The sequence below is a fragment of the Gemmatimonadales bacterium genome (genome assembly GCA_030697825.1).
Taxonomy (GTDB): domain Bacteria; phylum Gemmatimonadota; class Gemmatimonadetes; order Gemmatimonadales; family JACORV01; genus JACORV01.
Genome location: JAUYOW010000331.1, coordinates 1 through 14,517, shown reverse-complemented (window position 1 = coordinate 14,517; position 14,517 = coordinate 1). Strand labels below are relative to the sequence as shown.

Here is a 14,517-nt window from a genome sequence, read left to right as displayed (position 1 = left end):
CAGAATCCCTATCCGCGTATTGCGCGCGTCCTGCGCCAGTCTCACCGCCTGATCCCCGGGACGGAACGTTGATTCCACTGCCGGCCAACTTCATCGTCCGATGGCGCTGGCCGATAGTCGTGGTGTGGGTGTTGTTCGCCGCGCTGATGGTACCCGTGGCGAGCGAGCTCCAGCAGCGCCTCCAGGTCGGCGGGCAGAACCTGCCCAACTCCGAGTCCACGCGGGCCGAGGAGATCGTCCGCGACCGGATCGGCACGCCGTTCGCGAACTTCGTCGTCGTCGCGGTGCGCCACGCCTCCCTCACGCTCGACGATCCGGCGTACGCCGCCTGGGTCGATTCGCTCACCACCACACTCGACCGGCTCCCGTTCGTACTCCAGACGCTCAACTGGCGGCGCGCCGGGGCCGCGCGGTTCCGGAGCGCGGACGGCAAGACCACGTTCGTCGTGGCGGGGCTTCGCCAGCACAACGACAACGACCCCACGAGCTACGTCCCGCGGTTGCGTGAGGCGATCCGGGAAGCGAAGGTCCGCGCCGCTCCCGGCTTCGAGGCGCACGTGACCGGGAGCCCCGCGTTCGATTACGACACGCGGACGGTGGCGGCCGAGGACTCCAACTCACTGGAACGCCACCTGATCCCTCTCACGTGGCTGCTGCTCGTGATCGCCTTCGGCGCGCTGGTCGCCGCGCTGATCCCGGTGGCCGTGGGGTTCATCGCGATCACGGTCACGCTGGGCGTGATCGCGGTGATCGCCGCCTTCATGCCCATGTCGATCTTCGTGCTCAACATCACCACGATGATGGGGCTCGGCGTCGGAATCGACTATTCCCTCCTGGTGCTGACCCGATTCCGGGAGGAGATGGCGTCGGGGGCTGACCCGTTGGCCGCCGCGGCGACGACCATCAGGACCGCTGCCTCCGCGGTGATCACCTCCGGCGCAACGGTGATGGTAGGCCTGGCGGCGCTGCTGGTCGTCCCGCTCTCGGAGACTCGCTCTGTGGGCGTCAGCGGGCTCATCGTGGTCGCGACATCGGTCGGTCTTTCGATCTCGTTCCTGCCGGCTGTGCTGGCCATTCTCGGTCACCGCATCGACTGGCCGAAGGGCCTTGCGGCCAGGCTGGCGAGATTCCGCTCGGAGGTGGGCTGGAACCGGTACGCGCTCGGCATATCAAAGCACCCGGTGCGCGCCGTCATCATCTCTGGGGCGGCGATCCTCGTGCTTGCCGCGCCCTCGTTCTGGTTGAGGATCGGGATGCCGGGCTCGGGGTGGTTCCCCAGGGACACGGACGCCGGAGAGGGCCTCGCGGTGCTGGAGCAGATGGGAGAGGGCGCCGCGCTCACGCCGATCAAAGTGGTGGTGAACCTGCCGGCGGGGAGCAACGCGATCGACGTGGACCGGCTGCGCGGGCTCCGGATGCTCACGGACTCGATTCGCGCCAATCCGCGCGTCGAGGAGGTCCGCGGGATGGTGGACCTCCGCCCTGGCATCCCGTTGTACTGGTACGTGGACCTGTACGCCGACACCGCCCGGGCGCGAGGGCGGCTCCCCGATGCCTTCAAGGCGTTCCTGAGCCGGGACGCGTCGGCGACCGCCATGGACGTCTTCCTGGCCGACTCGGTGTCGCTCGACGGATCGCTCGACGCGGTGCGCCATATCCGGGCCATCTCGATCCGCCAGCTGCCCGCACTCGACCAGGCCGAGCTGCTCGTGGGCGGGTTCGCCGCATCGAATCTGGACTTCAGGGACGAGTTGCTGGGCCGGTTCCCGCTGCTGGTGATCCTCGTGCTGGGGGCGACGGGAGTCATGCTCGCCTTGGTCTTCCGCTCGCTCCTGGTGCCGATCAAGGCAGTGGTGATGAACTCGCTCTCGGTGGCGGCGACGTTCGGGCTGACGGTGGTGGTCTTCCAGTGGGGCGTGGGGGGCTCGGTCATCGGCCTGGAGGGGCCCACCGAGGCGATCTTCGTGCTGGGGCCGGTACTGGTCTTCGCGATCGTGTTCGGGCTATCGATGGACTACGAGGTCTTCCTGCTCGCGCGCATCAAGGAGGAGTTCGACCTCTCGCACGACAACGACGCGGCGACGACGGCGGGCCTCGCGGCGACCGGGGCGACGATCACGAGCGCCGCCCTGATCATGATCCTGGTCTTCGGCGCGTTCGCGTTCGCGCGCGTGCTGGCGGTGAAGCTCATCGGGTTCGGGCTCGCGGTGGCGGTGCTGCTCGACGCGACGCTGATCCGCATGGTGATGGTGCCCGCGGTGATGCACCTCGCGGGGCGGTTCAACTGGTGGCCGGGCTACCGGCGGCCGCCCGGTGCCGGCCACTACCGCCGCGCCAGCGGCGGCGTGGAAGACCCACTGGACGGCTGAGGGCAACGCCGGCACGCCTTACTTCGGGGTGGTCACAGCGGAGATGGTGGAGCAGTAACTCCCCAATCTGGCCACCGCGGGCCGGGGGCGGCTCTAGCGCCGGCGCGGGCGGGCGGGCGCAGCGGCCGGCAGCGAGAGGTCTGGCCCGCGCCACAGCTGCGAGAAGCGGCTCAGCCGGTCCGGGGCCAGCAACTCGAACTGCCAGTCGTCGCCGCTCTTCCAGGCGAGCAGTAGCTCGTCACGCAGGTCGCCGTTGAGGTCGAACGCGTTCACCGACCGCAGCTCCTCGGAACGGCCTGCGGTCAGCCGCTTCGCTCGGCCGCTCGCGGCGCGCAACACCGTGTCGGCCGCGACCCCGACCACCAGGCCGCTGAACGAACCGCCCCCGCCCAGATCGAGCGATCCCGCCGCCACGATCAGCCGCCGCTCGTTGTCGATGTCATTGATCGCATAGACCGTGGGCGTCCCCATCTGCTCTGCCGTGATCCGGATGCGGATGCCGGCGGCGGTACGGAAGACCACCAGCAGCGCCTGGGTAGCGGCGGCGAACTCATCGTCGGTCGGGTCCACCGTCTCAGCGCTGTGGGTGGGCGGCGGGCTCACGGCCACTATGGGCGGCTCGGTCCGGCTCAGCGAGCCGACGACTTCCACGACCGCGCGGGTCGGGCACCACGCGGGCGGATCGCCGCAGAAGCCGGGGAGCACCTGGCGGATGCGGCCCGCGCCCACCGGCGCTCCGTTGATGTACATCCCGGCCGCCTTGCCGGTAACGCGGGCCGCGCGGGTGCTGTCACGGGTGAAAGCAAGCTCCACGATCGTCCACTCCGCCTGCACCTGGCGGTAGACGCTGCGCCGCTCCCAGAGCGATGGGAAGACTAACATGTAGTTGGTGTCGGGCGTGAAGGCGATGACCAGGTCGGGCATGGAGGCGAGCGAGCCTGGTCGCGCCGCGACGAGCGGGGCCACGGCGGCCGCGCGTTGCGCGACCGCAGCCTCGGACACGCCAACTAGGATGCCGAACAGCATCAGCGCGCAGCGCCAATAACTGGTTGCCCTGTTCACGTGCCTGCTCCCGTGGTGGTGGACACCTCGCCGGTCCCGGGGTCGTGGCCGGACACGCCGGCTCCCGCCCCCGCCCCCGCCAATCTGCAAGACCGGACCGTGCGCAGCAACGGTCTCACGGCTCGCCGACCCTCGGCGGGACCTGGTCCTCCCAGAGGTCCCAGTGCCAGGCCGGGATCCGGATGCCGGTCCTGGGGTCACGCAGCGGCTTGTACTGGAGCCAACGCTCGTCGAAGCCGTGCGCCGCGCCCCACCCGAGGAGCGCGTCCCGGTCGCTGCTCACCAGATGGGCCATCGGGCGATCGTCGAGGGTGTAGCGATGCAACCAGAGCCCGCCGTCCAGCGCATGCTCGAGCCCGTCGCGCCGGCGGCGGAATTCCCGCCACGTCACGCTAGGAAAGGGACGGTATGGCACGGTATGGTCCGCGTTCGGCACCGGCAAGCGATCAGCCGGCCTTGGCGTCGAGCCAGTCACGCCCGATGCCGACGCTCGCCACCAGTGGTACGGTCAAGGCGGCCGCTCCCTCCATGTCGCGCTTCATCAATTGCGCTACTGCCTCCGTTTCCTCCGCCGGCGCCTCGACCACGAGCTCGTCGTGGACCTGGAGGAGGAGGCGGGCGCGCAAGCCATCGCGCAACGACTGCGCCACGCGTATCATCGCGATCTTGATGAGGTCGGCGGCCGAGCCCTGGAGCGGCGAGTTGGTGGCCGTGCGCTCCCCGAAGGCGCGCATGTTGAAGTTCTTGTCCTTGAGCTCGGGGATGTAGCGACGGCGTCCGAAGATCGTCTCGACGTACCCCTTCTGCCTTGCGGACGCAACCGTGTCGTCGAGAAAGCCGCGCACCCCGGCGAATCGCGCGAAGTACTCCTCGATGAAGCGCTTCGCTTCGTCGTATGGGATGCCGAGCTGGCGGGCCAGCGCGTGGGGGCCCTGGCCGTAGATGGTGGCGAAGTTGATGGTCTTGGCGCGCGCCCGCTGCTCGGCCGTCACGTCGTCCACCGGGACCCCGAAGATGACCGCGGCGGTCTGGCGATGGATATCGCCACCCGCCTGGAACGCCGAGACGAAGGCCGAGTCGCCGGAGAGGTGGGCGAGTAGGCGGAGCTCGATCTGGGAGTAGTCGGCGACGACGTACCGCCAGCCGGGACGCGGCACGAAGCCGCGCCGGATCGCCTCACCGCGCGCGGTCCGGACCGGGATGTTCTGGAGGTTGGGGTCGTTCGAGCTGAGTCGGCCCGTGGCGGCGCCGATCTGGTTGAACGACGTGTGGATGCGGCCGGTGCGCGGGTTGATGGCGGCCGGCAGCGCCTCGAGGTAGGTCGAGAGCAGCTTGGAGACCTCCCGGTAGTCGAGTAGCAGTCTTGGCACCTCGTGCCCCATCGCCGCCAGCTCCTCGAGCACTTCGGCGTCGGTGGACGCACCGGTCTTGGTCTTCTTGAGGACGGGGAGCTGGAGCTTCTCGAACAGCACGTGCCGGAGCTGCGGGGTGGACTGGATATTGAAGTCCGAGCCGGCGGCCGTCAGGATGGCGCGTTCGAGGCCCCTGAGCTCGTTCCTGAACTCCGCCGTCAGCCGTTCGAACACGGCGATATCAACGCCGATGCCCTCCCATTCCATCTCCACCAGAACGCCGATGAGCGGGATCTCCACCTCGCGGAAAAGCTTCATGAGGCTGTGGTCGGCCAGGGTCGGCTCCAGGAGCGAGCGCAGCCTGAGCGTGTAGTCGGCGGCCGCGGCGCCGTAGTCGGCTGCCTCCCGCACCGGCACCTCGGCGAACGGCTTCCCGCTCTTTCCTTTGCCGGTCATCTCTTCGAGCGCGCGCATGCGGAACCCGAAGTGCTCCAGCGCCAGCGCATCCAGGGCGTGCGAGCGCTTGCCGGGATCGATCATGAAGCTCGCGATCATCGTGTCGAACGCGACCCCGCCGAGCGCGACGCCCGCGCGGCGGAGGAGCAGCAGTGCCGGCTTGATGTCGTGCCCGACCTTGGCGACCGAGACGTCCTCCAGCATCGCGGCGAGTGGCGCGAGCGCCGCGTCACCGAGCGGCGGCAGGTTGCGCACTTCGGTCCGCTCGAAGACATCGCCGGGAGAGTGATGGCCGAACGGGAGGTACCACGCGACGCCATCTGCTATCGCAAGGGAGAGGCCCAGAAGCTCGGCGCGCATCGCTTCGGGGGAAGTGGCGCGCACGTCGAGCGCGCAGACGCCGGCCGCACGGGCGCGGCGCACGACGTCCGCCAAGGCCTCCGGCGTGTCGGCCAGAGCGTAGGCCGGCCCCGCCGACGGCGTTGCCGCCGGCGCCACTGGCGCCGCGCCCGCGCGCGGGCCCACGGTCCTGACCAGCGAGTGGAACTCGAGCTCGCTCATCAGCGCCAGCAAGACCGGCCAATCCGGCTCGCGAGCGGCGAACGCTTCCAGCTCCAGTTCGACCGGCACGTCGCGATGGAGCGTGACCAGCTCGCGCGACAGCCGTGCCAAGTCGGCCTCGCGCTCCAGCGCCTCGCGCACCCGCTTGGCCGGGATGGCGTGGGCGTGGGCGAGGATCGCGTCCAGCGTGCCGTACTCGGCGAGGAGCTTTTGCGCGGTCTTTTCGCCGACGCCGGTGACGCCGGGGATGTTGTCCGCCGTGTCGCCCATCAACGCGAGGAAGTCCACGGTCTGCTCGGGGGTCACACCGAGCCGCTCCGCCGCATTGGCCGTGGTCACCAGCTGCTCCTCGACCGCCGCCGGTCCGCCGCGGCCAGGATTGAGCAGAGACACGTGCCCGGTGATGAGCTGATAGAAGTCTTTGTCGCCCGAGACGATCACGACGTCGAGGCCCGCCTCCTCGGCGCGAATGGCCAGCGTGGCGATGACGTCGTCGGCCTCGTAGCCATCCACCGCCACCAGCGGCACGCGGCAGGCGCTCAGCAACCCCTCGACCCGCGTCACCGACTGGTCGAAGTCCTGCTGGAGTTCCTCGTCGAGCTTCTCGCGGGTCGCCTTGTATTCGGCGTAGGTCTGGTGGCGGAAGCTGGTACCGGCGTCGTGGACCCAGGCGACGTAGTCGGGCCGATGCTTGTCGCTGAGGCGCAGGAGGAAGTTCGCGATGCCCCAGGCGACCGACGTGTTCTCCCCGCGGCTCGTCGTCAAAGGCCGCGACAGCATGGCGAAGAACGCTCGGTAGATCAGGGCGTACCCGTCCACGAGGAAGAACCGGGGGCGGACGGCTGTCACGGACGACCCCGGCGATCCATCACGTGGTGAGCGCGAGCGCGGCGGCGGTGAGCAACGGAACGCAGAGGTTGTCCGATGCGGGCCAGGGCGCGCGTTCGGCCAGCGCCGCGGCGACGGCAGCAGCGAAGGCAGGCACGGGGGAGACTCGCATCGCGAACAGGACCAGCGCGGCGGCGACGAGCACAGCGGCGGAGCCGATGATCGTCTTGCGGCCGGCATTCGGAGCGAAGCGGTTGCCCACGAGCGCTCCGGCAGGGTCGGCGACCGCCGCGACGACGATGGCGGACGCGGCGATGCCCGGGAGGAAGAGCCACCAGGTCAGGGTGAACCCCAACGCGAGCGTGAATGCGCCGCTGACTCGGCCGGCTTCCGCCGGACGGAACAGCGGGCCCGCGACCCGCTCCATGACGGACCGTGCCCAAGGCAGCCTGAGGCGCGCGAACTCGAGCCCCGCGGCGAGCACGACCAGCGCGAGGAAGGCGAAGCCGGCCAAGCGCGCCGGCAGGAGCGGCGCCGCGAGACCGAGGCTCCCCGAAGCGAGATGGAGAACGCGGCGCCGGATTTCGCGCCGCGCGGGGCCGGTCACGTCGCGCGGCGGACGCGGTTGAGGACGCGGAGATACTCCGACCGCGAGCGGGGATCGAGCCGGTAGCGCCCAAAGCCCGTGTCGTCGATGAAGCTCAAGGTGAGCCGATACTCGTTGTACACCCAGTAGACGACCCGCGAGCGGCCTTGAAGCTCTGACCGCCGGTCCACGACATCGTCGGGCTCGCCCAGGGAGATGAAGACTTCGCCGCGATCCGTGAGCCAGCCTGGCAGCCCTTCCTCGCGGAATTGCTCGTTGGCCGACTGCACCCGCGCGAAGTACTGATCCAGCGCTTCGTTCTCCGGAGTGGCCGGATTCGGGTCGCTCGCCCGCCAGAATCTCTGCCAGGCCGCACCGCGCTCTTCCGGCGGGGCCTCTGCGAGCGAGCGCAATGTGTCGGGGGAGGTGAAGTACCGGAGGAGCGAGATCACGTCCTCTAGGTTCGACAGCACCCACCGGTCCGAGAACGACACTAGGAACGGCGTGGTCGAGAGGACGTTGCCGCCCAGTGCGACCCGGAGGTCGTAGCGCCCGATCGAGAGCCGGGCCGGCGGCACCGTGAAGACCAGCCCGATGAGCGGGATGGCCGCATCGATCCAGGCGCTGTCCAGCCACGCGACCCGGCCCCCGGCGTCGAGTGCGGAAAGGACGATCGCGGTCCCCGCAGGCAGGCGGTAGGATTCCAGATAGAAGCGGAGCGAGTCGGTGCCGTACTCGGCCGTGCTGCGCGGATTCGCCACCAGGTCGGGGGACGCGGAGATGGCGGTCCGCGGCCGCCCCTCGTAGATCGCGATAGGCGACGTGACTGCCGGCGTGCTGAGTTGAGTCACCGACAGCAACTGCTCGAAGTGGCTGGAATTAGGGCCGTTGCGGTCGCGCACGGTGACCGTGAGCCCGTATTGCCCGGCCACCAGTGGCACGAATTGCTGAAAAATGACGCTTTCGTCGGAACGCTGGGTCTCGCGGAAGGTGCTCACGCGGATGCGCTCGTCGCGGGTGACCTGCCGGGCGATCGCCGTGCCCTGCCGGAAGACCAGCTCGACGCGGTACTCGGCGAGGAAGGCGTCGCCGTCACGACGGAAGCTGAGCCCGCGGTTATGGAGCGAGAGCGCGACGACCGCCATCAGCGAGTCCGGCGGCGGGCCGGCCAGCACCTTCACCGTGCCGATGAACGGGATCGGGCCGGCGTCGACCATGAGTCCCATCTGCCGGTAAACGGTCGAGGGGTCGAAGACCGCCGGAAGCCGCTCCGGCGGGGCAGTGGCAGGCTCGGGCGTGCCGACGCGTTGCCACGAGCCGCATGCGGCGAGTGCTGCCAACGGCAGCCCGACGATGAGACGTTCAACGAACCGGCGCGTGCGAGCCTCGGGCGACGAGGGGAGGCGGGGAACCACGGGCAAGCTACGGACGCGCGGTCGGTGGAGTCAAGGCGCTATCCCGCCTTCACTTGCCGCGTCCGCCGCCCCACGGTACATTCGCCAATCTCCATGCAATCCGAAGATCTCACCGGAGCGTCGGTCGCCGGCTACAGCCTGCTGGAACGCGTCGGCGAGGGTGGCACGGCCACGGTGTACCGGGCCCAGCACGCCGAGCGCGGAGTCTGCGCCGTGAAGCTGCTGCGGGCCAAGCTCCGCGCCGACCGCACCGCGGTGCAGCGGTTCCTGCGCGAGGCCGCGTACGGCGCGCGCGTCAAGCACGCGGGCGTGGTGCAGACGTACGACTTCGGCGAGGCGGACGGCGGGCTGCACTACCTCGCGCTCGAGTGGGCGGACGGGGAGATCCTCGCGAGATTCGTGCGCCGCTCCGGTCCGCTCGCCCTGCCGCTCGCGGCCACGATCGTGCAGCAGATCGGCGAGGCGCTCCAGGCGGCCCACGCCGCGGGGATCATCCACCGCGACCTCAAGCCGGAGAACGTCATCTACGACCCGCGCACGCAGCGGGCGCGCCTGCTCGACTTCGGAATCGCCAGGGACGCGGAGCTCAAGCCCGAGGAGCGGCTCACCCGGACCGGCTTCTTCGTAGGTACGCTGCAATACGTGGCGCCCGAAGCACTCTCCGGCGAGTTGGTGGGCGAGTCCGCCGATATCTACTCCCTGGCGACGATCGCCTACTTCCTGCTCACCACGTACTTGCCGTACGTCGCCAAGTCCCCGCGTGAGCTATTCCACCAACTCCTGACGCAGCCGCCCGTCGCGCTTGGCACGGCACGGCGCGACCTCGTCTTCCCGCGCGCGGTCGAGGACGTCGTCATGCGCGGCCTCCAGCGCGAGCCGCAGAAACGTCAGCCTTCGGTCCTCGAGTTCGCGAACGATTTCTCGGCCGCCGCGACCCAGCCGCCGGCCGCCGGCAGGGGCGGACTGCTCGGGTCGCTGAAGGGGATGTTCGGCGGCAGCCGCTGAGACGATGGGACGCGCCGCCGGCGCCCTCGGGCGAGACCGCTTGATCTCCTTGCTGCGCGACCGCTCGGTGTTACACGGTGACTTCGTCCTCGCGTCCGGTCGCCGCTCCAGCCACTATGTCGATTGCCGCCGCACCACCATGCACGCCGAAGGCCTCGCGCTCATCGGCGGGCTCGGACTTGCCGCGGTGCGCGCCCTGGGTTGGGTGGCGGACGCCGTCGGCGGCATGACGATGGGCGCCGATCCCGTCGCCTACGCCATCGCCATGGCCTCCCATGCCGACCCACCCGAAATCCACGGGTTCACCGTGCGAAAAACGGTGAAGACCCACGGCGCCGGGCGCCGGATCGAGGGCTGCTTCACCGAGGGAGCACGGGTTGTGGTCGTCGAGGACGTGATCACGACCGGAGGCTCGGCCCTCGAGGCGGTTCGCGCGGTGCGCGAGGAAGGCGGCACGGTCGTGGGTGTCCTCGCCGTGGTGGATCGCGACGAGGGTGGCCGCGACGCGATCGCCGGCGACGGGCTTCCCGTGCATGCGCTCGTCTCGCTGGGCGAGCTCGTCTCCCGGTCGTGACTCGGCCGTCGCAGTCCGCAATGCGCGCTCCGCCGTCGCCGCCCGACGAGAGCGCCATCAGCCGGAGCTGTCGGCGCCGCTGGTGGGGCATCCCGCTGGCCGCGCTGGTGCTCCTGATCCTGGGCCCGGCCAATCTCGTCGATGCTTCGTTCCGCACGATCTTCTTCGCTACCGCTCTCGCGCTGGCGCTGAACACCGCGATCATGCTCTCCTCCAAAGTGCGGTGGCTGCGCCGCCCGGCCCTCCCGGCCGCCGCGGGTCTCGACGTCGTTCTCGTCTCGCTCGCCGTGCTCCTCTCCGGCAAGTGGGGCGTTGCGTTCTTCTACCTCCCGGCGATCGCCCCGTACGCGGTCCAGTGGAACCGCCGCTCAACCACCTGGCTGGCGACCGGGGCCGGTGCCGGGTACGTCGCGGCTCGGGTGCTGCACGCGCGCTGGTACGAGCCGCCTACGGGGATCGTCACGGTTCTCGACCTGCCGGCCGGGGCGTATCTCGACGCGATCCTGATCGTCGTCGTGACGCTGGTGCTGTCCCGCGCGCCGGCGATGCTGGCGCAGCGGCTGCGCGCCATGCGGCGCACCATGGAGGAAGCAGAGCAGGGGGACCTGGCGGTCCGCGCCGCGGCGACCGCCGCCGACGAACTAGGGATGCTGGAAAGGTCGTTCAATCGGATGCTCGCCAGCACCGCCGAGACGATCTCCAGCGTGCAGCGGGAAGCGGACGAGGTCGCGGCGTACTCCGACGTGCTGGCGTCTTCCGCGGACGACCTGGGCCGGTCGAGCGCATCGGTGGGCGGGAGCGCCGCGCGCCTCGCCGCGCAGTTGCGCGACCAGAAGTCCATCGCGGCCGCGAGCGGCGCGCGGACCGAACGGACGACCGCGGACGCCGCCGCGCTTAACGAGCGCGCAGCCCGCATGGCGGAGCAGGCGCGCGCGCTGGTAGGGGCCGCGGAAGCGAGCCGAGAGCGGATCGGCCGCGCGGGCACGACGCTCGTGTCAATCGGCGACGAGGTGCGCCGAGGTGGCGCAGCTGTCTCGGCGCTGGCGCCGCTCTCGGAGCGGATCGGTGGGCTCGCCAAGACGATCTCCAGGATCGCCCGCCAGACCAACCTGCTCGCGCTCAACGCGGCGATCGAGGCGGCCCGTGCCGGCGAGCACGGGCGCGGCTTCGCCGTGGTCGCCGCCGAGGTGCGGAAGCTCGCCGAGGAGGCAGCGCGCGCCGCCAGGGAAGTGGCTGGCACGATCGACGAGGTCCGCGAGGGAGTCACGGCTGCGGTGGACACGATGGAGGCGGGCGAGACGAGGGTCCGCGACGTCGGCGTTGTGGCCGAGCAGGCCGACGAGGCTCAGCGCGAAGTGTTGGCCGGCATCGCGTCCCTGTCCGCGCTGGTCGATCAGACAGCTTCTACTTCGCACCAGCAAGCCGAGGGGATGACGGTGCTTCTCCAGGCGATGGAGCGGGTGGAAGCGCTCGCCGCTACGTCGGCCCAGGCGGCGGCCGAGGCCGCGGGCTCCGCCACCGAGCAGCACGTCTCCCTGCAGCGCCTCGCCACGATGTCGCAGCAGCTGTCGGAGGTGTCGGAGCGCCTTAGGGGATCGGTGGTGCGGTTCTCGATTCTCGGACGCGGGCACGACACGGCGGAATACGCCGCCGTGCTGCGCCCCTGATCGACGAGATCACCCCGCCGGGACGGCCGCTCACGCCGCGGATTGTCCGTGATCCCCGGGCCACGTTCCCAATGGATGGAACGCGAGCAACCGGTCCCGGAACGGGGTGACGAATGAAGCGCGGAAGCGTCGGACGGCGGCCTCGAACGGGAAGCGGGTCCGGAACTCACCGGCCGTCATGCCGAGGAGGGCCCGCAGGTGGCGGCCGAAGCTCTGCGGCGACGAGTAGTCGAGCCGGTGCGCGACGTCCGAGATGCTGAGGCCCCCGCCATTGAAGAGGTGCGCGGCATGGAGCAGCCGGGCGTGCGCCAGGTACACCTTGGGTGAGGGCAGCTGGGCGCGATGAAAGCGGGACATCAGCGAGCTCGGCACCGCCTCCAGCACCGCGGACAGTTGCCCGACCGTCCTGATGTCCGGAGCGCTGCGCACCACCACCTCGAAGAAGAGCCGGCAGTCGGGCGGCCCGTCGCGGAGGTCGGGATCGAGCGCCGCCATTACGGCCGCGACCACCGGCGAACTCGGCTCGCGGAGCACCGACCGCAGGCGGTGCCAGCCGGCCGAAGCGCTGACGTCCACCACCGCGCGCACGCCCTGCGCACCGAGTTGCAGGACCCGCTCGCTGGCTTCATTGTCGCTGCGGGAGATGAGCGCCACGGCGGGCACGTGGGGGAACTCGCGCACGAACCGCGCGACCTGGGGCAGATCGACCTCGCCGCATCGATGTACGGAGAGGAAGACCGCGTCCACCCGATTGCGGCGCACTTCGCGCGTGGCGTCGTTGATCGAGTCCCGGTGCAGCGTGATGTAGGAGCCCTCGAGGGCTGCCTCCACGCGCGAGCGTTCCTCTGGCAGCAGAACCGTTGCGACCGTCGCGACACCTGCCGACATCCACGCCTCCGGGAAATGCGATCCGCGAACCAAGGTACGCGGCAGCATCACCACCGCATCACCGCGGGGGAGACATGACGCTCTCGCTGGTGGCGTTCGGGCCGCCCGAGCTTACCCAGGACGGCAGGCCCGCCCCGGCCGAGCTGACGTGGCGAAAACACTTCGCGCTGCTCGTCTACCTGGCGCGCTCCCCCGGCGGGACTCGGCAGCGCGACCACCTGATCGGGCTCCTCTGGCCCGAGAAGAACGAGGCCCGTGCGCGTCACAGCCTGAACGAGGCGTGCGGCGCGATCCGGCGATCGGTGGGTGACGCCGCGCTCGAGACGCAGGGCACCGCGATCGTGCTCGACCGCGAGTTGCTTCACGCCGACTGGATGGACGCGGAAGAAGCCCTGGCGGCGCGCGACGCGCGGCGCCTCGCGGCGCTGTGGCGCGGCGAGTTCCTGGAAGGGTTCGGGATCCCCGATGCATCGCCCTTCGAAGACTGGCTCGCGGCGGAACGCAACGCGTGGCGCACCCGTTTCCGGGACGCGCTCACCGCGGAAGCGGACCGGCTGATGCGGGCAGGACATCATCGGGAAGCGCTCGAGTTCGGGTCGCGCGTCCTCCGCGCCGATCCGGGCGCCGAGGCGGCGCTGCGGGTCGCCATGCTATCCGAGACGCTGGCCGGAGCCGCTCCCGCCGCGTTGGGCCGCTTCGACGCATACGCGTCGTGGCTGCGCGCCGAGCAGGCGGCGGAGCCGGCAGCGGACCTGGCGGCGGTCGCGGAGCGTATCCGCGGAGGCGTGCGGCATCACGCTCCGCCGGAGACCGGCGCCGGCACGCTGGTGGCGACGCCGCCGTTGTGCGGTCGGGAGCATCTGCTCGCAACCATTGCCGCCCACTTCGCGCCGGTCGACTCGCCGCGCGTCACTGTGGTGCTGCTCGGCGGAGGACCGGGCTGCGGGAAGAGCCGGCTGTTGAGGGAGGTAGTGGAGCGAGCCCGCCTCGAGGGCGGACGCCTGCTCGCCATGACGTGTGTGGGCGCCGACGCCGATGCCCCGGGCTCCGCCATTACCGCGCTGGTCCGGCGGGGTCTCGCGCGGGCGGCCGGCCTTGCCTCGGCGTCACCGGACGCGGTCGCGGTGCTGGCCATGCTGGAGCCGGAGATCGCCCGTCGCTACCCCGGAGCCCAGCCGCGGCCGGCCACCGGTTCGGCGGACCTTGGCCGCGCCCTGGGCGAAGCGCTCGCCGCGGTGGCCGAAGAGGGCCCGGTGATGGTCGCGATCGACGACGCCCACCTCGCGGACCACCTCTCGCTCGACGCGCTGCCGGCACTCCTGCGGGCCGCCGAGCGCGCCCGGCTCACCGTGCTGCTCGCGGCACGCACCGATGCCGCCGTTCCCGACGGGGTCACTGCGCTGCGCTCGCGCATCGGCCACGATCTGGCGGGCGTTGAGGTCACAGTAAACCCGCTCGGCGACGCTGATGTCGCCGAGCTCACCCGGGCGCTGCTGCCGGCGTACGGCGAGGACGAACAGGCACGCCTGGTACGACGCCTGCGCCGCGAAGCGAACGGCGTCCCCCTGTTCGTCGTGGAGATCCTGCGGGCGCTCGCCGGCGGGGCCTCTGGTGGCGCCGCACTGTGGCCCGCGGCCGGTGAGACGACGGCACAGCCATTGCCGTTCCCCGTGCCCGGCGCCGTGATCGCCGCCCTCACGCTGCGCGTGCAGTCGCTGACGCCGCCCGCCCGCGAAGCGCTGCTTGCCGCATCC

Annotated in this window: 11 protein-coding genes; 5 read left to right on the top strand and 6 right to left on the bottom strand. The window is 70.7% G+C overall.

The window, feature by feature from the left end; translation table 11 throughout:
• Positions 1–68: 68 nt before the first annotated feature.
• Positions 69–2,369 carry an MMPL family transporter gene (locus Q8Q85_16710; GenBank protein MDP3775903.1) on the top strand — a complete coding sequence of 767 codons (2,301 nt, stop codon included), beginning with the start codon at positions 69–71 and terminating at the stop codon, positions 2,367–2,369.
• A gap of 93 nt (positions 2,370–2,462) precedes the next feature.
• On the opposite strand, the gene Q8Q85_16705 is transcribed toward Q8Q85_16710, so the two are convergent.
• The 5 genes from Q8Q85_16705 to Q8Q85_16685 all read right to left on the bottom strand — a co-directional run bounded on the left by Q8Q85_16705 (position 2,463) and on the right by Q8Q85_16685 (position 8,629).
• A complete protein-coding gene (locus tag Q8Q85_16705; protein MDP3775902.1) occupies positions 2,463–3,431 on the bottom strand; it encodes a hypothetical protein in 969 nt (322 codons plus the stop codon).
• Between the two features lie 115 nt (positions 3,432–3,546).
• Entirely contained in the window at positions 3,547–3,822 is a 276-nt protein-coding gene (locus Q8Q85_16700; protein MDP3775901.1) for a hypothetical protein, read from the bottom strand.
• Positions 3,823–3,877: 55 nt separating this feature from the next.
• Positions 3,878–6,649, bottom strand: coding sequence for a DNA polymerase I (polA, locus tag Q8Q85_16695; GenBank protein ID MDP3775900.1), 2,772 nt, complete (start codon positions 6,647–6,649; stop codon positions 3,878–3,880).
• A 19-nt stretch (positions 6,650–6,668) separates the two neighbouring features.
• Positions 6,669–7,235, bottom strand: coding sequence for a hypothetical protein (locus Q8Q85_16690; protein ID MDP3775899.1), 567 nt, complete (start codon positions 7,233–7,235; stop codon positions 6,669–6,671).
• Entirely contained in the window at positions 7,232–8,629 is a 1,398-nt protein-coding gene (locus Q8Q85_16685; protein MDP3775898.1) for a GWxTD domain-containing protein, read from the bottom strand. The genes Q8Q85_16690 and Q8Q85_16685 overlap by 4 nt, the downstream gene beginning before the upstream one ends.
• Before the next feature lie 93 nt (positions 8,630–8,722).
• Here Q8Q85_16685 and Q8Q85_16680 point away from each other — a divergent pair, with 93 nt between their 5' ends.
• The 3 genes from Q8Q85_16680 to Q8Q85_16670 are packed head-to-tail and all read left to right on the top strand — an operon-like array spanning position 8,723 to position 11,875.
• Positions 8,723–9,634 carry a serine/threonine-protein kinase gene (locus tag Q8Q85_16680; protein MDP3775897.1) on the top strand — a complete coding sequence of 304 codons (912 nt, stop codon included), beginning with the start codon at positions 8,723–8,725 and terminating at the stop codon, positions 9,632–9,634.
• Positions 9,635–9,638: 4 nt separating this feature from the next.
• Positions 9,639–10,208 carry an orotate phosphoribosyltransferase gene (gene pyrE / locus Q8Q85_16675; GenBank protein ID MDP3775896.1) on the top strand — a complete coding sequence of 190 codons (570 nt, stop codon included), beginning with the start codon at positions 9,639–9,641 and terminating at the stop codon, positions 10,206–10,208.
• Between the two features lie 20 nt (positions 10,209–10,228).
• Positions 10,229–11,875: a methyl-accepting chemotaxis protein gene (locus Q8Q85_16670; GenBank protein MDP3775895.1), complete on the top strand. Its 1,647-nt coding sequence runs from the start codon at positions 10,229–10,231 to the stop codon at positions 11,873–11,875.
• Positions 11,876–11,905: 30 nt separating this feature from the next.
• Here Q8Q85_16670 and Q8Q85_16665 read toward each other — a convergent pair whose 3' ends face one another.
• Positions 11,906–12,763, bottom strand: coding sequence for a DNA-binding response regulator (locus Q8Q85_16665; protein MDP3775894.1), 858 nt, complete (start codon positions 12,761–12,763; stop codon positions 11,906–11,908).
• A gap of 74 nt (positions 12,764–12,837) precedes the next feature.
• Between Q8Q85_16665 and Q8Q85_16660 the strand changes: the two genes are divergently transcribed.
• The coding region (locus Q8Q85_16660) for an AAA family ATPase (protein MDP3775893.1) at positions 12,838–14,517 on the top strand (1,680 nt) is incomplete at its 3' end.